The sequence below is a fragment of the Thermithiobacillus tepidarius DSM 3134 genome (assembly GCF_000423825.1).
Classification (GTDB): Bacteria; Pseudomonadota; Gammaproteobacteria; order Acidithiobacillales; family Thermithiobacillaceae; genus Thermithiobacillus; species Thermithiobacillus tepidarius.
The window spans coordinates 10687-30566 of sequence record NZ_AUIS01000009.1 but is presented as its reverse complement, the minus strand read 5'-3'; the positions used below and the strand labels follow the sequence as shown (position 1 = coordinate 30566).

Here is a 19880-nt window from a genome sequence, read left to right as displayed (position 1 = left end):
AGCTTCATACTTCCCCGAGGGCAGGGGTATACAATCCCAGGCAGCGACAGGCAAAGCGACCATCAAGCAACCGCCGTTCCCCAGCCGAGAGGACGCGCCGTGACCCCGCTCAGACCGCCCGATGTGGACAGGATGGACCTCACCGACCAGGAGCGGCGCTCCCGCACCCAGAGCGAATTCTGGATCGGCGAAGAGCCGCGCGAACTCTATCAACGCGCCCTGCGCACCCTCAATGCGGCCGGCGTGCCCTATGTGGTGTCCGGCGCGTTCGCCATCTATCACTACACGGGCATCTACCGCGAAACCAAAGATCTGGACCTGCTGCTCGAACCCCGCCACGTGGTGCCGGCCGCGAAGGCGCTGAAGCAGGCGGGCTTTCGCATGACGCTGGAGCAGCCGCACTGGATCGCCAAGGCCAAGTCCGACCCGCATTTCGTGGATCTCATCTTCGGCATCGCCAACGGCTTGGCCTTCATCGACGAGGACTGGCATCGCCACAGCCGTGCCGCTACCCTGGCGGGTGAGCCGATCCGCGTGTCGCCGCCGGAAGAAATGATCTGGCATCGCCTTTTCATTTCCGAACGCCACCGTTACGACCTGGGCGACACGGTGCACCTGATCCTGGCGTCCGATGGACAGCTGGACTGGGACCGGTTGCTGCGCAAGACGGGCGAGCACTGGCCGCTCCTGCTCACGCATCTGATTCTGTTCCGCTACGTCTATCCCGAGTTCGCCGACTACGTGCCGGGCGCTCTCATGCAGGAGTTGCTGCAGCGCCAGGCGGCGGACCTGGGCCGGCAGGGGAGCCGCGAACTGGTGACCCGCGGCCCCTTGATTTCGCTCTTTTCGTTTCGCATCGACGTGAAGGAGTGGGGTTTTCGCGACCTGCGCCAGGCGGCGGTGGCGCGCGCCCTGCAAGATCCGATGGTGCAGAGCATCGTCAGGAGCCCGGTCTGGGAAAAGGAGCAAGCAGAAGGTGACGGACATCCTGCGTGAAGTGCGCATCGCCGCCGTAGGCGACCTGCACGTGGGCCGCAACGCGCGCGGCCTGTACCGGGGCGGCTTGAGCCGCGTCAACCACGAGGCCGACGTCCTGGCGCTGTGCGGCGATCTCACCAACTTCGGCACGCCGGAGGAAGCGGAGGTGCTGCTGGGCGAGCTGGCCGAGGTGAACATTCCCATCGTGGCCGTGCTCGGCAACCACGACCACGAAGCCGGGCTGCACGAGCAGTTCTCCCATATCCTGTGCGAGCGCGGCATCCATCTGCTGGATGACGGGGACAGCTTCGAATTCAATGAATGGCTGGGCTTCGCCGGGGTCAAGGGCTTCTGCGGCGGCTATGGGCCGGGCGCCTTGTCCGCCTTCGGCGAACCCATGATCAAAACCTTCGTCAAGGAGGCGCTGGACGAAGCCGCCAAGCTGGAGGTGGCGCTGCGCAAGCTGGCCACTCCGGTCCGCATCGCGCTCCTGCATTATGCTCCGGTGGCGGATACGGTGCGCGGCGAACCCATCGAAATCTATCCCTATCTGGGCACCTCGCGCCTGGCGCAACCGCTGGACAACTTCCAGGTGGCGGCCTGCTTCCACGGCCACGCCCACCACGGCAGCTTCGCCGGCCGGACCACCGGCGGGGTGCCGGTGTTCAACGTGGCGCTGCCCCTGTTGCGCCAACGCAATCCGGACGCCTTTTTCCACGTGCACACCGTCACCATGCCCACTGAAATGGGCCGGGCCTTTGGCACGCCCGAGCGGCGGCGCTCCGTTTCCATTGGCGCGAGCGGCCGGCGCATGGCCGGCGTCCCGGAGAGCGGCGCGGCCGGCGGCGAGCGCGACGGCCAATGACGACAAGCCGCGGCAATCTTGCCCTGAGTGGAAGTCAATCTGAAGAGGAGTCCATGCATGAATGAACAGGAGGCGCTGGACCGGCTGTGCGCCCTGTGCGGCATCGATCTCGCGTACACCGATATCTGGGGCAAGACCCATCCCGCGTCGGATCAGACCAAGCGCGCCCTCCTGGCGGCGATGCACGTCCCGGCCGGCAGCGAGGCCGAGCTGCGCCAGTCCCTGGAAGAGCTCGAATCGAAGGCCTGGCGGCGCCTGCTGCCGCCGGTGCTGGTGCTGCGCCGCAGTGAGCCCGCGCCGCGGATCCCGTTGACGGTGCCAGCCGAGCGGGCAGAGCGGGCGTTCCGTTGGGCCTTGCTGGAGGAGGGCGGTCAGCGTCACGGCGGCGAGTGCCGGCCGGCCGAGCTCGAGGTGCTGGAAAGGCGACAGACCGGCGCCGGCGACTGCGTGCGCTACGCGCTGCCATTGCCCTTTCTGCCGGCGGACGGCTATCACCGCTTCGAGCTAGAGGAGGTCGAGGACCCGAGCCACTGCGCCGCCATGAGCCTGATCATCGCCCCGGACGCCTGCTATCAGCCGCCCGCGGTGGCGGGCGCGGGCCGGGTCTGGGGCCCGGCCGTCCAGCTCTACACCCTGCGTTCGGGCCGCAACTGGGGCATCGGCGACTTCAGCGACCTGCAGCGGGTGGTGGAGCTCTCCGCCGAGCTGGGCGCCAGCCTGGTCGGCCTCAATCCACTCCATGCCCTGTTCCCGCACAATCTTGTGCACGCCAGCCCGTACAGCCCTTCGAGCCGGCTCTTTCTCAACGTGCTCTATCTGGACGTGGAGGCCGTGCCCGACTTCGCCGAGAGCGAGAGCGCGCGCGCCCTGGTCCGGTCGCCGGTGTTTCAGGAGCTGCTGCAAGCGCAGCGAGCCGGCGAGCTGGTGGACTACGCAGCGGTCGGCGAAGCCAAGTTGCGGGTGCTGAGCGCCGCCTACAGCCATTTCCGCGAGCATCATCTGCAGCAGGACAGCGAGCGGGGCAGGGCCTTCCGCCGCTTCCAGGCGGAGGGCGGCGAGATGCTGCGCATGCAGGCCCTCTTCGAGGCCCTGCAGGAACATTTCCATCAGGAGAACCCGGAGATCTGGGGCTGGCCCGTCTGGCCGCCGGCCTACCGCCACCCCGGCTCGGCCGAGGTCCGCGAGTTCGCCGCCGCCCACGAGGCGCGGGTGGAATTCTTCGAATATCTGCAGTGGCAGGCGGATCTGCAGCTGGGCGCCGCCGGCCGCCGCTGCCTGGAGCTGGGATTGGGCGTCGGTCTCTATCAGGACCTGGCGGTCAGCGTCGACCGCGGCGGCGCCGAGGCCTGGGCCAACCAGGATCTCTACGCCGTGGACGCCAGCGTCGGCGCGCCGCCGGACGCCTTCAACATGAAAGGCCAGGACTGGGGCCTGCCGCCCCTGATCCCGGAGCGCCTGCGCGAGGCCGCCTACGCGCCCTTCATCGCCACCCTGCGCGAAAACATGCGCCACGCCGGGGCGTTGCGCATCGATCACGTCATGGCCCTGATGCGGCTCTTCTGGGTGCCGCCCGGCAATTCGGCGGCCGAGGGTACCTATGTCAACTATCCCTTGGCCGATCTGCTCGGTATCCTGGCGCTGGAAAGCCAGCGCAACCGCTGCTTGGTGATCGGCGAGGACCTGGGCACCGTGCCGGATGCCGTGCGCGATGCCTTGGGCCCGCTCGGCGTGTTGTCCTACCGCCTGCTCATCTTCGAGCGCCACGACGACGGCAGCTTCAAGGCGCCGGGCGAGTACCCCAGGCAGGCGCTGGTGGCGGTCAGCACTCACGACCTGCCCACCCTGGCGGGCTACTGGCAGGGCGTGGACCTGGAGCTGCGCAGTGCGCTGCACCTCTTCCCCTCGGCGGAGGCGGGGCGCGAGCAATACGCCTTGCGCGAGCAGGACCGGGCGCAACTGCTCGCGGCGTTGCAGCGCGAGGGCCTGCTGCCCGAGGGGCTGAGCACCGATCCGCGCAGTGTTCCCGCCGTCACGCCGGAGTTTGCGCGGGCGGTGCACGTCTATCTGGCGCGCTCGCCGGCCCAGGTGATGCTGGTCCAGCTCGAGGACGTCTTCGGGCAATCGGAGCAGGTCAACCTGCCCGGCACCACGGACCAGCATCCCAACTGGCGGCGCAAGCTGACCGTCGGCCTCGAGCAGTGGGCCCAGGACGGACGCCTGGCGGCGCTGGCGGAAGCCTTGCGCCGCGAGCGCAGCCCGGCCGCCGGCGAGCCGCAGAACAGCTGTTGAGCCATGCTATGCCCGCTGCGCGGTCAGTGCTATCTTGGACGCCAGGCCCAGCCTGCCCGGCACGATGGGCTCCCACCCGATAAGCAAAAAGGAAAACGTCGATGGCAGTCGAGGATGCGATAAAACAAACGGTGTTGCAGCAGGCGCAGGGCGCGGCCGCCCTGCAGGTGGCTTACCTGGGCGTGTCCCGGGGGCTCTTCGACCGGCTCTGGGAAACGGCGTTGGGCAGCAGCACCCTGGCCGCCCAGGCCGGGCTTGACGCCGGCTACTGCGCCGCCTGGTGCGATGCCGCCTATGCCTTCGGCTACCTGGACGAGATTGACGGCCGCTTCAGCCTGACTCCCCTGGGCCGCGCCTTCGCCCGGCGCGAGCCGGACTCCCTTTTTCCGGCGGCGGTGGGGGCGGTGCTCGGCGCGCACATGGCGGAGCGCGCCGCCCACTACAGTGCCAGCGGCGAGCGCCCCGGCGAGCAGGTGCTGGCCGAACGCGAAACCCTGTTGCCGCTCTTCGGTCCCATGCTGGAGCAGAACTTCGGGCCGCTCTTCGAGCGCGAGATCCTGGCGCAGGTGCCGGTTTTCGCGGAGCTGGACCGCCAGGGCGGGGTGGCGGTGGACCTCGGCTGCGGCAACGGCTGGTACCTGCGCCGCTTGGCCAAGCACTACCCCAGGCTGCGCGGCATCGGCCTGGACGGCTTTCGCGAAAATATCGAGCAGGCCGGCCGCCTGGCCGCGGCGGAGGGATTGGCGGAGCGTCTGGACTTCCGCGAAGGGGATCTGCGCCAATTCAACGTCGCCGAACCGGTGGACCTGATCGCCATGAACCGTGCGCTGCACCATGTCTGGGAGGCGGGCCGGAACGAGGTCTTCCGCATCCTGCGGGAACATCTGCGCCCGGGCGGCGCGGCGGTCATCTGGGAACCCGCCTGGCCCGCCGAACGCGCGGCGCTGCGGGGTCCCGGCTACCGCAACATGGCCATGCAGAATCTTTTCGAATACGTGCAGGGCAATCACTTCCTGTGCCCCGAGGAGATCGAGGCGGCCTTCGCGGAAGTCGGCATGAAAGCGCAGACCTACCGCTTCCGGGATGGCACCGAGGCAGTGGTAGTGGGGCGCCGGCCTTAGGACAGCCCTGTCCGCTGCTTGCTCGATGGCAGGGGAGGGCCCGGTTGCAGGCGGGCCTCCAGCTCGCTCGGCGCGACTCACCGGCGCAGCCTTGCCGACCTTTGCCATTTGGCGCTATGATTGATGCCAAATTGAAGCCGCGCCGCCGGCGTGGCGAATGGCAGGAGCATTCCATGCTGGATACGCGCCGTATCGCAGACGTGCTGGGCGGGCCGCGGGTCCTGGGCCGCGAGATCGAACGCACCACCGAGGCCATCGAACTGGTCCGCGACGGTCTGCCGACCCGGGTGCTGGACGTCATCATGGCGCGCCTGGATCTGTCCCGGGACGAGGTGTCCGCCGTCGCCGGCATCCCGCTGCGCACCCTGGCGCGGCGCCAGCGCGAGGAAAAGCTCAAGCCCGAGGAGTCGAACCGCATCTACCGCCTGGCGCAGATCACCGCCTTCGCCGAGGATGTTTTCGGCGACCTGGACAAGGCGCACCACTGGCTACGCAAGCCCAACCGGGCATTGGGCGGGCAGGTGCCGCTTGACCTCCTGGACACCGATCTCGGCACCGCAGAAATCCGCAACGTGCTCGGCCGCATCGCCCACGGCGTCCATAGTTGATGCGGGTCTGGCGCATCTACGACCGTCGCTACGCCGCCAGCGCGTACGACGGCGAGGGCGCCCGGCTGTATGGCGGCCGCTGGAACAGCCCCGGCGTCAGCATGGTGTACACGGCCGCCAGCCCCTCCCTGGCGGCGCTGGAGGTCTTCGTGCATCTGGATCCGGAGGAAGTCCCGGACGGTCTGCTGCTGGGGGCGCTGGACCTCTCAGACGACCTGTCGCCGCAGTCCGTCTCCCCGCAGGACCTGCCCGCCGACTGGCGCAGCTTTCCCGCTCCCGAAGCCCTGCGCCGCCTGGGCGACCAGTGGGCGCAGGGCGGGGCCTCGCTCCTGCTGGCCGTGCCTTCGGCCGTCATCCCGGAAGAAAACAACTACCTCATCAACCCCTGTCATCCCGAGTTCCATGCTGTCCGCCCGGCCGCGACGCGGCCTTTCACCTTCGATCCGCGCCTGTGGAAGTGAAGTGCGACCTTCTTCCCCGGAGTATGCACTTTTTGCTCGCTCATCACCCTTCTGCAGTAGACACTACTGATCGAGAGCGAGGAGGGCAGCATGGAGGCGTAGTCCGTCTGAGGAGGTACGCTCCAGACTGCTTTTTTGGCGGTCCTTCCGGTGAAGCGATCCGCCTCCTGTTTCGCCATGCTTTCCCTCAATAACGTATCCGGTAACGATTGACATAGTATCAAAATCTGATATCATTCACAGTGTGAATGCCCGACACCAAAAAACCCTTCAGGCGATTTTCGATCAACCGGTACGCGCCAACGTGGCCTGGTCCGACATTGAAGCCTTGCTGCGGGCGTGTGGGGCAGAAATCACCGAAGGGAATGGATCTCGGGTCAGAATTGCGCTGCATGGGGTGCGCGCTGTCTTTCATCGCCCCCATCCGCACAAGGAAGCCGACAAGGGCGCTTTGGTCTCCATGCGCCGCTTTCTCGAAGAAGCAGGGGTCACGCCATGATGGAATACAAAGGCTATATCGGTACTGTGGGCTTCGATGATGAGGCCGGGATCTTCTCTGGCGAGGTCATCAACACTCGGGATGTCATTACCTTTCAGGGTCGCACCGTAGACGAGCTGCGCCAGGCGTTTCGCGACTCCGTGGACGATTACCTGGACTTCTGCGCCCAACGCGGCGAAGCCCCGGATAAACCATTTTCCGGCCAGTTTTTGCTGCGCCTTGGCCCGGAGCGCCACCGTAACGCCTCGATCAAAGCCCGGCTGGCGGGTAAAAGTCTTAATGCCTGGTTGACCGAGCAAGTGGACAAGGCCCTTTAAAGCACAACTCCGCCTATCCCGACCGTGAGCCGGCGGACCCGCGTGGGGCCGCAGGCGCTGTGTCCGGCAGCCAGGCGCCGACACCGGCGACCCGCGTGGGGCAGCCCGTAGGGGTGCGCGGGCGAACCTGGCGTGCCCCCGTCGTTTCGGCCTGTCGCACCCATCGTTTGATGGTGACGGGATGCCGCCCGAAGTGCGCGGCCACGGCCTCCAGGCTGTGGCCGGCCTGCAGCAGCGCCACGGCTTGCCGACGCTGCTGCAGCCGGCGTGCCTGGTTGGCCGCGACCTGGCGGAGGCGGACCTCCTGGCGCACGTCCTCGCACAAAAGCCGGGTGCGTCGGGCGGTCTCGCGGATCGAGCCGGTTTCCTGGAAAATCTCCCAGGCCTGCGCGTAGCGGGCCGCCAAGTCCGCGCGCGCCAAAACGGCTTCTGCTTCAGCCAGCGCCCGGACCGTTCGCCGGCGCTCGATCTCCGCCAGGGCGGCCTGTGCCAGCGCCTGTAGTGTGGTCAGCTCCTCGACGGCGCTGAAGGGAATGTCCACGGATACCCGCGGGCAATTGCCATATAGTCTCCATTGAAGCAAGGGCGTTCTTCTCATTGTCGTGCTTGCCTCCAATAAAAAACCCCCGGAGAGGGGGTTTTAGCACGGCGGCCGCTGCGCAGTCGGCGCAACCTTCGTCTGATTCTCGATTTCGTATAATGTATATTATGTTAAATTTATTACCACTCCGTCCCATTCCCTACCGATCAGTTTTCCAGGACAATCAGGGATCACCGCGCACTCGGACATGGGACGCGATGCTCCACCTCACCTGCCGTTCCGGCTGTATGGTACGCACCAGGTCCACCAGCAATCGGGCTGGAAGCAGCCCGGCCGATACAGACCACAAATGACCCGTTCGCCAATGTCCACGCGCAGCAGGCCGGCCACGAGCAAGAGTTCAGCGCCCAAGCCCAAGCTAACCAGCGTGCCCGTCATTTTGAGATTGCACCGCATGAGCTCTACCCCGCTGCTATGTCATGAAAGCTAATCCACGCACAGTCGCCGTCGCTTAGCTCTACGGTGTTTAGACCCAATTGAGCAACGTGGTGCTCTGTATTGCAAACGTTACGTACATGCATTATAATGCAACTATGCATTTAATTAGTATTCCTCCCGAAGAGTTATTCCAGGCATTGGCCGATCCAACCCGCCTGCGCGTCATGCGCCTGATGGTGGTGACTGGTGAGGAAGCCTGCTTGTGTGAACTGGTCGACAGTCTGCAGGAGCCCCAGTACAAGCTGTCGCGCCATGTAAAAACCCTGCGTCAGGCGGGTCTGCTGACGTCTACCAAGGACGGACGTTGGGTCTATCATCGGCTGGTGAGAGACCTGCCGCATCTGGAGGCGCTGTACGAGATGCTGCTTCGCCTACCAGACGCCAGCGGTATCTATGCACAGGATCTACAACGCTTCCAAGAGCGATTGTGCCTGCGCGAGAATGGCCGTTGCCGAGTCGGCATCCAGACACCGCATTTGGCGGAGGAGACCGTAGATGGCTTGCACGGATAGCTGCGGTACACCCGGTACTCCGCCGCCACGACCGTGGCGCAATGCCAAAGTATTGACATCCATCACGTCAGGCCTGCTGCTCGCCATCGGGTTTTCCGGCAGCCGGGTCGGTTTGCCGGAGCCGCAGGCGACATTCCTGTATGTCACTGCGATTGCCGTCGGTGGCTATTTCTTCGGACGCGAGGCCCTGGAGGAACTCATCAAGGAACGGGAGATCGGGATCGAACTCCTGATGGCCACGGCGGCCATTGTAGCCGGACTGCTGGGCGAATGGGCGGAGGCGGCAACGCTGGTGTTCCTCTATTCCATCTCCGAGGCAGCCGAGGGCTACACCGGCGAGCGCGCCCGCCACGCTATTCGTGCACTCATGGACCTATCGCCGAAAACCGCCCTGGTACAGCGGGATGGCGGCGAGATCCGCGTGCCTGTGGAAGCGTTGCGGGTCGGCGATATCTTCATCGTGCGCCCCGGTGAGGCCGTACCGACCGACGGCGAGGTGATCGCCGGACAATCCAGCGTCAATCAGGCACCAGTGACCGGCGAGTCCGTGCCCGTGGAGAAAATGCCGGGTACCAAAGTCTTTGCCGCCAGCCTCAACGGCGAAGGAGCCCTCACCGTGCGGGCAACCAAGACCTCCGCCGACAACACCCTCGCCCGCATCATCCATCTGGTGGAGGCCGCACAGGCCAGCAAAGGACGCAGCCAGCGCTTCATCGAACACTTCGGCCGCCGCTATAGCCCGACGGTGCTGGGTACCGGGATATTGCTCGCACTCCTGCCGCCCCTCTTCGGCCAGCCCTGGGGTGAGTGGATGGCCCGCGCCACCGTTTTCGTGGTTGCCGCCGCACCCTGCGCCCTTGTCATCTCTGTGCCCATCACCCTGGTCGCCGCGCTCGGCACCGCCGGCCGTCACGGTATTCTGATCAAGGGCGGCGTGCATCTGGAAAACCTCGCCAAGATCCGGGTCGTGGCGTTGGACAAGACTGGCACCCTGACCATGGGTCGGCCCAGCGTCACCAATCTCATCCCGCTCTGCGGCCAAAGCCCACAGCGTGTGCTGGAACAGGCCGCGGCGTTGGAGGCGCGCTCGCAGCATCCCCTGGCCCTGGCCATTCTCCAGCGTGCCCAAGCCGAAGGCGTGGCGCCACAGCCGGCCGAGGAATTCCAATCCCTACCCGGTTTGGGCGGTTACGGCCAAGTGGCGGGAGAGCAGCTCTATATCGGCAGCCCCAGGTTGTTCCAGGAGCTGGGGGTTGACCCGGAGCCTGCACGGACACTCGTGCGCCAATTGCAGCAGGAAGGCAAGACGGTGGTGCTCCTCGGCTCTGTGCAACGTCTCTACGGTTTGATCGCTATCGCCGATCCGCTGCGGCCCGGAGCCGCCGAGGCGGTGGCGGCGCTCAAGGCCTCGGGCATTGAGCGCGTCGTGATGTTGACCGGCGACAACAATCTGGCCGCGCAGGCCATCGCCGCCCAAGCGGGGGTCGATGAGGTACTGGCGGAGCTCAGTCCGGAGGACAAGACCCGGGCTGTGGCCGACCTGGAGGCCCGCTATGGCAAGGTCGCCATGGTGGGCGACGGCGTCAACGACGCGCCGGCGCTGGCCGCCGCCCACGTCGGCATCGCCATGGGCGCGGCTGGCACCGACGTGGCCCTGGAAACGGCAGACGTCGCGCTCATGGCCGACGACCTGTCCCGCCTACCCTATCTGGTACGCTTCAGCCGGCGCAACTGGGGCGTGATTCGGCAGAATCTAGCCCTGTCGGCCTTGGTGATCGGCACACTGGTAGCGGGCGCGGTGAGCGGCGTCTTCACCCTGCCGACCGCCGTGTTGGCCCACGAGCTGAGTGAGTTTGCAGTGATCGCGAGCGGGCTGCGCATGCTGCGGGCTTAGGTCCCGGACTGACGGGTCCGACCCTCTCGTGAGCACGCCGCTGTTCTTGTGGCGGAAGCACTTCCGTTGATATCGCACCGACAAGGAGGCTGTACCATGCAGAGCAAATACGGATTCGGCACCGAACTCGAAATGTCCTTTGCGGTAGCCGTCGAGCGCGTCACGCAGGCCTTGCAGGTCGAAGGCTTCGGTGTGCTCGCGGACATCGACGTAGCCGCGACCCTGCAGAAGAAACTCAACCAGATGATGCCGCCCTACCGCATTCTGGGCGCCTGCAATCCCTCATTGGCCCACCGGGCCCTGGAAGTAGAACCGTCCATTGGCCTCTTGCTGCCCTGCAACGTGGTCGTGCGTGAGGACGCAGCGGGCAAGGTGCATGTGGAATTCATGGATCCCCAGGTTGTGCTGACGCTGGTGGACAAACCCGAGATTGCCGAACTCGCCGGCGAGGTGCGTCAGAAGCTGGAGCGGGTGCTGACCACCCTGGGCGGCGCGGCGCCTGAGACGGGGCCGACGGCGGATGAGCCGATGACCCAAATGCAGGCGCGCATGCAGCGGATGCAGGCACAAATGGAAAGAATCCGCCAAGCCCAGGATCCCACGGAGCGCCAACGCCTCATGCAGGAACACATGCAGGCCATGCGTGAGAGCATGCGCACAATGCATGGCATGATGGGTAGCAGCATGCAAGGCAAATGCATGTGCTGCGGCCGTTAGGACATTGCACGTGTGAGTTCTTCTGCCCTGTTTCGACCGCGAGGACGCTCCCATGGCCATTATCCCGCGCGACACCATGCCCGACAGCACGCTAGCCTTCGCACTGGAGGGCTACACCTTCATCCGCAGACGCTGCCAACGATATCGCGCGGACATCTTCCAGACACGTCTGCTATTCCAGAGGACCATTTGCATGCTCGGCGCGGAGGCGGCCGAGCTCTTTTACGATACCGACCGGTTTGAACGCAGCGGCGCCGCTCCCCGGCGAGTGCAGGAAACCCTGTTCGGCCGTGGTGGCGTGCAGGGAATGGATGGCACAGCCCATCGACACCGGAAGGCGATGTTCATGGAGCTCATGAGTCCTGCCAGCATCCAGCGGCTGGCCGAGCTGAGCGTCGAGCAGTGGCGTGTCCATACCGAAAAGTGGCGGCGGATGGACACGGTGGTGCTGCTGAGCGAGACACAGGAAATCCTGTGCCGCACCGTGTGCGCCTGGGCTGGCGTGCCACTCGCGGAAGCGGAGGTCGAACAAAGAACCAAGGACTTTGTCGCCATGATCGAGGGGGGCGGCGCAATCGGTCCGCGGCACTGGCGCGGACGGCGTGCGCGCAACCGGGCGGAACACTGGCTTGGCGATCTCATCGAGAAGGTGCGCCGCCAAGAGATGCCGGCCGAGGCGGACAACGCACTTGCCGTTGTCGCCCTACACCGCGACATGAACGGGGAGCTACTCGACAAGCAGGTGGCCGCCGTGGAACTCATCAACGTCCTGCGCCCGACCGTGGCAGTGGCTTGGTACACCACCTTCGCGGCATTGGCGTTGCATCAGCACCCGGAATGTCGGCGAGAGCTCGACACAGATGGCTATCTTGAACTGTTCGTGCAGGAAGTGCGCCGATTTTATCCCTTCTTTCCCGTAGTGGCGGCGCGCGTGCGCCACGACTTCGAGTGGCGTGGCTACCCCTTTCCCAAAGGAGTGCGGGTACTGCTTGACCTCTACGGCACCAACCACGATCCCAGGCAGTGGGACCACCCGGAGCAGTTTCGGCCGGAGCGCTTCCGTCACTGGGATGGAGGTGCATTCAACTTCATTCCGCAGGGCGGAGGCGATCACTATCGGCAGCATCGCTGTCCGGGTGAGTGGATCACCATTGCGCTCATGAAAGCGGCAATCATGCTGCTAATCCGGCTGGATTACGACGTACCGACACAGGATTTGCGCGTCAGCCTCATGCGCATGCCCACAGCGCCGAAAAGCGGTTTTGTCATTCAGCACGTCGGGGAGACCAGAGGAGGCGTGCAAGTGCCTAAGCCAAGGTAATCGGAGATACTCTATGAACATTAAACTAGTAACTACCCGCAGCTGCCATTGTAACGCCATCGAGCAGGAACTGCGGGACTTGGGTCTCGACTACGAATTCCTTTACGCCGAAGAGCAGCCGGAATTGGTGGCGCGCTTCGCCATTCGCCACTGCCCCATGCTGATCATCGATGACATGCATGTCATTCCGGTGGATGGTCAGAGCGAGGGGCAGCTCAGAGCCCTGTTGCAGTTGTAGTAACGGCACGCCCGGCTTGATCGGGAGCGCCGCTGGTTCATGTCAAACCCGCAGTATTTCAACCTGGAGGTGATCCATGAACAGTCACAATGGGGTTGCGGCTTTTTCTGTTGCAAGCCTGCTGGCCGGGCTGCTGACCACATCCGCGCTTAGCGCCGCGGATCAGCCCACACCTCAGAGCGGTCGCACGGCTCCAGCTGACTGGATGCTGGCACAAATGTGGGGGAACGGCTGGGGCATGCGAGACGGCATGTGCGACGGCTGGATGGAGGGCATGATGATGGGCGGCCAGATGCCGCGTGGCACTGACCCTGCCCAGTTGCCGAACCCCCAGGCGCCAGGCGCCCGGCTGTTGAATCAATATTGCACCCAGTGCCACGGCCTGCCCACGCCGGCATTGCACAGTGCCGCCGGCTGGCCACCGGTTGTCGAGCGCATGAACGCCCGCATGCAATGGATGAGCCGCAATAGCCGCATGCCGATCAAGGCGCCAAATGCAGCAGAGTTCAGAAGCATAGTGGAGTACTTGCAGCGGCATGCTGGCCAAGGTGGGTGATTGAGAGAACCAGTACACTGGCTCATGCTGACGAGCCCGTGTACTGTGCGAGCTTACACGTTGAAACGGAGGAGATATTCATGGGCATGTTGTTGCTCCTGCTGGTCCTCTTGTTTCTGGTGCCGCTTGGAAAAGGCATTGACTATCCGGGAAGAGCGATATGCCCGGGGCGAGTTGGACCGGGAGGGGCTTTTGCAAAAGCGCGCCGACCTGTTTCAAGACTGGAAAAAGAGCGGAGTCCTCATGCGTGCGGGCATATCCAGCAGTACCGGCATTTCCACCTTGGAAATAGACGAAAAAACTGTACAAATGAAAACGTGTCACGGTAAGCTAAACAAATGACACGCATAGCCCACAATGCCGCTCTGTTCCTCCTCTTGGCCTTTCTGGTCAACACGGGCGGCTGGACGTTCGATCGCGCGATTCTTGAGGACATAGTCTTCGAGGCGCAGCGTACCAGTGTCTCGGCGGATAGCCACTATCTTGACCTGGGTAGTACGAACGCGTCCGCGGAGCACGACGGCAAGACGCAAAATGTCTGCAATCACGGCTGTCACTTCCTTACCCACTTTCAAGGTGAAATCAGCCAGGATTTCCAGTGGTCTGTCGCCGCTATGCCCCAAGAACGGATCGCTCACACCCGCTCCACGCCAAGCAGCTACTCCCCCACTACTCCACTGCGTCCTCCGCGCCTCCTCGCCTGGATTTAAGCCCGTCTGATTAGCGGTTAAATCCCGAGTGCTTGCGTCCGTGCCGAACGGGCGCAGCGCTCACACGCGAAGGAGTAATCGTGGAATCTCGTCATGTCTTGCACGCTGCCGTGCGCTCCGCGCCGGCTCGTGCCTATCGCCGGCTCCGTCTTGCGGTGCTGGCAACTGTCTTCAACTTTGTTTGCGGCACCGCCGCTTGGGCGCAGCCGCTCACGTTGGAACAGGCTTGGCAGCAAGCCGAAGCCGCCAATCCCGCCTTGCAGGCCGTCCAGGCCAATCTGAGCACCGCCCGCGGTCAGCAACGTGATGCCCGGGCACCGCTGTGGAACAACCCCACCGTTTCCGGCGAGTGGTTGCGGCGCCGGATCCCGGAGCCCGGCCAGGCGGTGACCAACACCCGCGACTGGAGCGCGGGACTTGCACAGACCTTTGAGACCGCCGGCCAGCAGGGGCTTCGCCGTCGCATTGCCGAGGACAACATGGCGGCGACGCAGGCCGACATCCTGGATGTGCGCCGCCAACTGCGGCTGGAAGTGGCCCAACGTTTCTTCCGGGTGCTGGGGCTACAGCAGCGCATCGCCATGGAGCGGGAAACGCTCCGGCTCATCGAGGACTCGGCAGCAGCCGTCCAGAAGCGTTTCAACGCCGGCGAGGATACGCGCCTGGACAACAACCTCGCCCAGGTCGAGGCCGAGCAGGCGCGCAACCAGATCCTGCTCCTCCAGGAGCAGTTGATCCAGGCGCGTTCGGACCTGGCGGCGCTGCTGCAATTGCCACCGCCGTCGCTGCCCGAAGTCAGCGGCACGCTGGACACCCCCCTGCCCCGCTACACCCTGGAGGAACTGCTTGCCAGCGTGGATCGGCGTCCCGACTTGCGCGCCGCGGCCCTGCGCGTGAACGGGGCCCGGAGCCTGCTTCGCCTGGAGCGCGCCGCCGTTTCGCCGGATGTCACTGTCGGGGTGAGCTATGGGCGCGAGGGCTCAGCCCTTGGTAACGACACCCTGCTGGGTGTCAACGTCGCCCTGCCCATTCCCCTCTTCCGCCGCAACGCCACCGGCATCGGCCGCGCCCAAACCGAGCTCACCCAACGCGAAATCGACCAGCGGGCGTTGAGCCGCGACGCCCGCGCCCAGCTTCAGGCCCTGTGGCGCCAGTGGGAAAGCCTGGTCGCTCGCGTCGAGCGGCTGCAGCGCGAGGTCCTGCCCCGGCTGGAGGAAAACCAGCGCCTGTCCCGCATCGCTTACCGCGAGGGCGAGATCGGACTGCTGCAGTTGCTGCTGCTCAACCGCCAAGTCCTGGACAGCCGGCGCAACCTGCTGGAGGCCCAGACCGAATTGCGCCTGACGCAATTGGCGATCGAGGGAACGTCCGGCTGGCCGGGTGCATCCGGCCCCCTGGCCGAGGCGCCGTCTCCTGTAAACCCGAATATGGTGAATCCATGAAAAGAATCCTCAAAGATTGCATCGCGCGTCAGCCGGCCGCCCTGCTTACCGCCTTTGTCGTGTTGCTCGCCACGCTGGCCCTGCCGGGTTGCGGCCGCGACCAGCAGAAGCAAGACGAAGTACCGGCTGCCGAGAAATCCATTGCCCAGCCGGCATCCGGCGCACCTGAAAAGAGCCTGCTGAAGCTCGGCGCCGAAGAAGCCCGCACTGCGGGTCTTCGTACCGCGCCGGTGCAGTTGCAGGATGTCGCCGAGCGTGTGATTGTCACGGCGACCATCCAGCCAAACCAGAACCGGATAGCGCATGTGGCACCGCTGATCGCCGGCCGCCTGACCCGCGTCGATGCCAATCTCGGAGACCGGGTCCGGCGCGGCCAGGTGCTTGCGGTGGTCAATAGCGTCGAGGCCGGCCAGGCGCGCGCAAGCTACCAACAGGCGCAAAGCGAGCACTTGCTTGCCCAGGCAAATTTTGAACGCGCCGAGCGCCTGTATCGGCAGCAGATCGTGGCGCAAAAGGATTACCTGCGGGCCCGGGCCGAACTGCAGCAAGCCCAAGCCAACTTGCGTGCCGCGCGCGAACGGCTGCATACCTATGGCGTGGCCGTCAAAAGCGACGGCGAGCCCTCGGTGGTGCCTGTGACCGCGCCCATTGCCGGCATGGTGATCGAGAAAAAGGCCGTTATCGGCGAGCTGGCGGGTCCGGATCAACCCCTCTTTACCGTGGCGGATCTGTCCAACATGTGGATTGAGGCGGACATCTTTGAAAAGGATCTGGGCAAGCTGCGGCCAGGCCTGTCGGCCGATGTCACTATCGCAGCCTATCCCGGTGAACGCTTCGAAGGCCGGGTCACCTATCTCAGCCCGGTCGTGGACCCGGAGACGCGCACCATCAAGGCGCGGGTGGAGGTTGCCAATCCGGAAGGCCGCTTACGGCCCAACATGTTCGCCACCGTCGCCATCGAGACACTCGCCCGCAAACAGGTGCTCCAAGTGCCCGATGATGCCGTGGTGCTGCTGCAGGGCCAGCCGACCGTCTTTGTGGCCGAGGCTGACGGCTTCCAGCCCCGCGCGGTGCGGCCCGGCGAAAAGTTCGGCGGCCAGACCCTGATTCAGGCGGGACTGAAACCGGGTGAACGGGTGGTGGTCAGTGGAGCTTACGCCTTGAAGGCGCGTCTATTGAAGTCGCAGATCGGCGATGCGGATTAAGGGGAAAATGTAATGCTGAATACCATCGTCGATCTCTCCCTACGCTACAAAGTGCTGGTACTGGTGGGTTTCTTGATCATTGTCGGGCTGGGCGTGAAGGCCTGGCGAGAAGTGCCGGTGGATGCCTTCCCGGACGTCACCCCGGTACAGGTCAACATCTACACCGAATCCCCCGGGCTGGCCGCCGAAGACGTGGAAAAGCTTCTGACCTTCCCGGTGGAGTCCGCCATGGCCGGTCTGCCCGGCGTGGACCAGATCCGCTCGGTCTCGCTCTTCGGTCTCTCCTACGTCAGCGTCTATTTCGAGGACAATATCGATATCTACTTCGCCCGCCAGCGCGTAGCGGAGAAGTTGCAGGAAGTGCGTTCCCGCATCCCTGAAGGTTATGGCGAACCGGAACTGGGGCCCAATACCTCAGGCCTGGGCCAGGTGTTCTGGTACACCATCGAGGCGGCCGACCAAAAGCTCTCCGAAATGGATCTGCGCACCCTGCAGGACTGGACCGTACGCATGGTGCTGCGCACCGCGCCGGGCGTGGACGACGTCATGTCCTGGGGCGGCCAAGAGAAGCAGTATCAGGTGCTGATCAATCCTCAGCAACTCATCAAGTACGGCCTGACCTACAAGGGAGTGATGGAGGCCATCATGACCAACAACCGTCAGGTGGGTGGGCAGTACATCAATCTGGGCCAGGAACAGTATCTGGTACGCGGTTTGGGTCTGGTGGGCAACGTCCAGGATATCGGCAACATCGTGATCGCCGAGCGCGAGGGTACGCCGGTCTACGTGCGCGATGTGGCGTCGGTCACGGAAGCCCCGGCATTGCGCTTTGGCGCCGTCACCAGGGACGGCAGGGAGGTCGTGCTTGGCATGGCGCTCGCCCGCATCGGTGAAAACGCCAAGAACGTAGTGGACGCAGTCAAGGCCAAGCTTGCGCAGGTCAAACAGGCCTTGCCCGCCGGCGTGACCGTCAATCCCGTCTACGACCGCACCGCCTTGGTGGAAAAGGCGGTCAGCACCGCCGAGCGGGCACTGATCGAAGGTTCGATTCTGGTGGCCATCGTACTTTTCCTGTTCCTTGGGGAGATCCGCTCCGCCATCGTGGTGATCATCGCTCTGCCCCTGGCCATGCTGATCGCCTTCATCCTCATGCAGCAGACGGGGCTCTCGGCCAATCTGATGTCGCTCGCCGGTTTGGCCATCGGCATCGGCATGATGGTGGACGGAGCGGTGGTGATGGTGGAAAACAGCTTCCGCCTGCTGGGCCATCAAGTGGGCAAGACGGTCAACAAGACCCATGTGATCCTGGAAGCGGCGCGCGAGGTGATGAACCCCATCGCTTTCGCCATCATGATCATTATCGTGGTCTTTTTGCCGCTCTTCTCGCTTTCGGGACTCGAGGGCAAGCTCTTCAAGCCCATGGCCTTCACCATCAGCTTCGCCATGCTCGGTTCGCTGTTCCTGACCATGACCCTGATCCCGGTGCTGGCGGCGCTGATCCTCAAGCCCAAGGAGGAAAAGGACACCTTCGTGGTGCGCTGGGCGAAAAAGCTCTATCTGCCGCGCCTGGATTGGGCGCTGGACCACAAGCCGGTCATGATCGGCGGCGCCTTGGCGCTGCTGCTCGTCTCCATCGGCCTCTTTCCCTTTCTCGGCAAGGAGTTCATGCCGACCTTGCAGGAAGGCAGCATCATGTTCCGGGTGACCAGCATTCCCTCTACCAACCTCGATGAATCCATCCGGATCTCGGAAAGCGTCGAAACCGCTCTCAAGCGCTTCCCGCAAACCCAGTCGGCGCTCGCCATGATCGGCCGCGCGGAAAAGGGCGAGACGGCGGACGTCAACTACATGGAGATCCTGGTCGATCTGAAACCCCGGGAGCAGTGGCCGCAGGACGTGTCCTTCCAGGAGCTGAGCCGGCAAATGCAAGAAAGCCTGGAAAAACAGGTGCCCACCGCAGTGATCGCCGCCACCCAGCCGATCCAGATGCGCGTGGAGGAACTCATTTCCGGCGTGCGCGCCACCTTGGCCCTGAAGCTTTATGGTGAGGACCTGGCCACTCTGGACCGTCTGTCGGGGCAGCTCAAGGCGGTCTTGGAGAGGGTACCCGGAGTTGCGGATCTTTCCCTGGAGGCCAACAAGGGCAAGCCGCAACTCGTCATCCGCCTCGACCGGCAGGCGGCTGCGCGTTACGGCATCAACGCCGACGACGTGCTGGAGGTGGTGCAAGCGGGCATTGGCGGCAAGACGGTCAGCACCCTGATCGATGGTGTCAAGCGCTTCGACATTCTGGTTTGGCTCGATGCCAAGGACCGCAGCAGCGTGGCGGCCATCCAAAACATTCCGATCCGGACCCAGGGTGGGGTGCTGGTGCCGTTGTCGCGCGTGGCCAGTGTGGAGATGGACGAAGGTTATTCCTTCGTGCGCCGCGAGCAGTTGCAGCGCTATGCCGTGATCCAGATGGACGTCAAGGGCCGTGATGTGAACAGCTTCGTGCAGGACGCCAATCAAGCCATCCAGCAGCAGGTGAAATTGCCGGCCGGTTACTGGATCGAGTGGGGCGGCGCCTTCGAGAACCAGCAGCGCGCCATGGCGACCCTGTCCATCATCGTGCCGCTGACCATCGGGCTCATCTTCATCCTACTCTACACGGCCTTCAATTCGCTCACCTACGCCACGCTCATCATCGCCAATGTGCCCTTCGCAATCATCGGCGGTGTGGTCGGGCTCTTCATTACCGGCCAATACGTCTCGGTCCCCTCGGCCATCGGCTTCATTGCTGTCTTTGGCGTCGCCATGCTGAACGGCATCGTCCTGGTATCGTTCATCAACGACCTGCGGCGGCAGGGTTACTCCGTACGCGAGGCGGTGCGCCAAGGCGCAGCGTTGCGCCTACGGCCGGTACTGATCACCGCCTCGGTGGCCATCCTTGGCCTCATCCCCATGCTGCTGTCCACCGGCGTGGGCGCAGAGACCCAGCGGCCCCTGGCCACCGTGGTGGTCGGCGGACTTTTCACATCCACGGCGCTCACCCTGCTTCTCCTGCCATTGATGTACGAATGGGTGGAGACCCGCCGGGAGCGCAAGCAGCAAGTCGATTGACACCAA

19 protein-coding genes are annotated in these 19880 nt (G+C 64.5%); 17 read left to right on the top strand and 2 right to left on the bottom strand.

Features of this window, described 5'->3' with window-relative positions; translation table 11 throughout:
- Positions 1-99: 99 nt before the first annotated feature.
- The 8 genes from G579_RS16260 to G579_RS0106340 all read left to right on the top strand — a co-directional run bounded on the left by G579_RS16260 (position 100) and on the right by G579_RS0106340 (position 7138).
- Entirely contained in the window at positions 100-996 is an 897-nt protein-coding gene (locus G579_RS16260; RefSeq protein WP_155989757.1) for a nucleotidyltransferase family protein, read from the top strand.
- Positions 977-1843 carry a metallophosphoesterase family protein gene (locus G579_RS16255; RefSeq protein ID WP_211218675.1) on the top strand — a complete coding sequence of 289 codons (867 nt, stop codon included), beginning with the start codon at positions 977-979 and terminating at the stop codon, positions 1841-1843. The genes G579_RS16260 and G579_RS16255 overlap by 20 nt, the downstream gene beginning before the upstream one ends.
- Positions 1844-1900: 57 nt before the next feature.
- Positions 1901-4132, top strand: coding sequence for a 4-alpha-glucanotransferase (gene malQ / locus G579_RS0106360; RefSeq protein ID WP_028989508.1), 2232 nt, complete (start codon positions 1901-1903; stop codon positions 4130-4132).
- 101 nt (positions 4133-4233) lie between these two features.
- On the top strand, positions 4234-5253 hold the full coding sequence (locus G579_RS0106355; protein WP_028989507.1) for a class I SAM-dependent methyltransferase: 1020 nt from the start codon (positions 4234-4236) through the stop codon (positions 5251-5253).
- A gap of 173 nt (positions 5254-5426) precedes the next feature.
- A complete protein-coding gene (parS, locus tag G579_RS0106350; RefSeq protein ID WP_028989506.1) occupies positions 5427-5861 on the top strand; it encodes a type II RES/Xre toxin-antitoxin system antitoxin in 435 nt (144 codons plus the stop codon).
- Positions 5861-6322 (top strand): RES family NAD+ phosphorylase, encoded by a 462-nt coding sequence (locus G579_RS0106345; protein ID WP_028989505.1) that lies wholly within the window; start codon positions 5861-5863, stop codon positions 6320-6322. The genes parS and G579_RS0106345 overlap by 1 nt, the downstream gene beginning before the upstream one ends.
- Positions 6323-6566: 244 nt before the next feature.
- Positions 6567-6821 (top strand): type II toxin-antitoxin system HicA family toxin, encoded by a 255-nt coding sequence (locus tag G579_RS18590; RefSeq protein ID WP_081662632.1) that lies wholly within the window; start codon positions 6567-6569, stop codon positions 6819-6821.
- Complete coding sequence (locus G579_RS0106340; protein ID WP_028989504.1) at positions 6818-7138, top strand: type II toxin-antitoxin system HicB family antitoxin; 321 nt, start codon at positions 6818-6820, stop codon at positions 7136-7138. Before G579_RS18590 ends, G579_RS0106340 begins: the two co-directional genes overlap by 4 nt.
- Positions 7139-7151: 13 nt before the next feature.
- Here G579_RS0106340 and G579_RS18170 read toward each other — a convergent pair whose 3' ends face one another.
- Positions 7152-7721, bottom strand: a complete 570-nt coding sequence (locus tag G579_RS18170; RefSeq protein WP_162142978.1) for a helix-turn-helix domain-containing protein — start codon at positions 7719-7721, stop codon at positions 7152-7154.
- A 503-nt stretch (positions 7722-8224) separates the two neighbouring features.
- Between G579_RS18170 and G579_RS16245 the strand changes: the two genes are divergently transcribed.
- From G579_RS16245 to G579_RS16235, 6 genes are all read left to right on the top strand, one after another.
- Positions 8225-8689, top strand: coding sequence for an ArsR/SmtB family transcription factor (locus G579_RS16245; RefSeq protein WP_230973811.1), 465 nt, complete (start codon positions 8225-8227; stop codon positions 8687-8689).
- A complete protein-coding gene (locus G579_RS0106325; RefSeq protein ID WP_028989501.1) occupies positions 8673-10583 on the top strand; it encodes a heavy metal translocating P-type ATPase in 1911 nt (636 codons plus the stop codon). Before G579_RS16245 ends, G579_RS0106325 begins: the two co-directional genes overlap by 17 nt.
- A 96-nt stretch (positions 10584-10679) precedes the next feature.
- Positions 10680-11300 (top strand): DUF302 domain-containing protein, encoded by a 621-nt coding sequence (locus tag G579_RS18585; RefSeq protein ID WP_081662630.1) that lies wholly within the window; start codon positions 10680-10682, stop codon positions 11298-11300.
- A gap of 52 nt (positions 11301-11352) precedes the next feature.
- A complete protein-coding gene (locus tag G579_RS0106315; RefSeq protein ID WP_028989500.1) occupies positions 11353-12621 on the top strand; it encodes a cytochrome P450 in 1269 nt (422 codons plus the stop codon).
- A gap of 13 nt (positions 12622-12634) precedes the next feature.
- Positions 12635-12859: a glutaredoxin family protein gene (locus G579_RS19000; RefSeq protein WP_155989756.1), complete on the top strand. Its 225-nt coding sequence runs from the start codon at positions 12635-12637 to the stop codon at positions 12857-12859.
- A gap of 76 nt (positions 12860-12935) precedes the next feature.
- The gene (locus G579_RS16235) at positions 12936-13415 is read left to right on the top strand and encodes a hypothetical protein (RefSeq protein WP_038018568.1); all 480 of its coding nucleotides are present in this window, start codon (positions 12936-12938) and stop codon (positions 13413-13415) included.
- Positions 13416-13735: 320 nt separating this feature from the next.
- Here G579_RS16235 and G579_RS18995 read toward each other — a convergent pair whose 3' ends face one another.
- Positions 13736-14053 (bottom strand): hypothetical protein, encoded by a 318-nt coding sequence (locus G579_RS18995; RefSeq protein ID WP_155989755.1) that lies wholly within the window; start codon positions 14051-14053, stop codon positions 13736-13738.
- A gap of 152 nt (positions 14054-14205) precedes the next feature.
- On the opposite strand from G579_RS18995, the gene G579_RS16230 reads away from it, so the two are divergent.
- Genes G579_RS16230 through G579_RS0106285 form a run of 3 tightly spaced genes read left to right on the top strand, consistent with a single transcriptional unit; the run spans position 14206 to position 19874 of the window.
- Positions 14206-15567, top strand: coding sequence for a TolC family protein (locus G579_RS16230; RefSeq protein ID WP_211218674.1), 1362 nt, complete (start codon positions 14206-14208; stop codon positions 15565-15567).
- On the top strand, positions 15564-16772 hold the full coding sequence (locus G579_RS0106290) for an efflux RND transporter periplasmic adaptor subunit (protein WP_051181002.1): 1209 nt from the start codon (positions 15564-15566) through the stop codon (positions 16770-16772). The genes G579_RS16230 and G579_RS0106290 overlap by 4 nt, the downstream gene beginning before the upstream one ends.
- Before the next feature lie 12 nt (positions 16773-16784).
- Positions 16785-19874 (top strand): efflux RND transporter permease subunit, encoded by a 3090-nt coding sequence (locus tag G579_RS0106285; RefSeq protein WP_028989497.1) that lies wholly within the window; start codon positions 16785-16787, stop codon positions 19872-19874.
- Positions 19875-19880 lie beyond the last annotated feature (6 nt).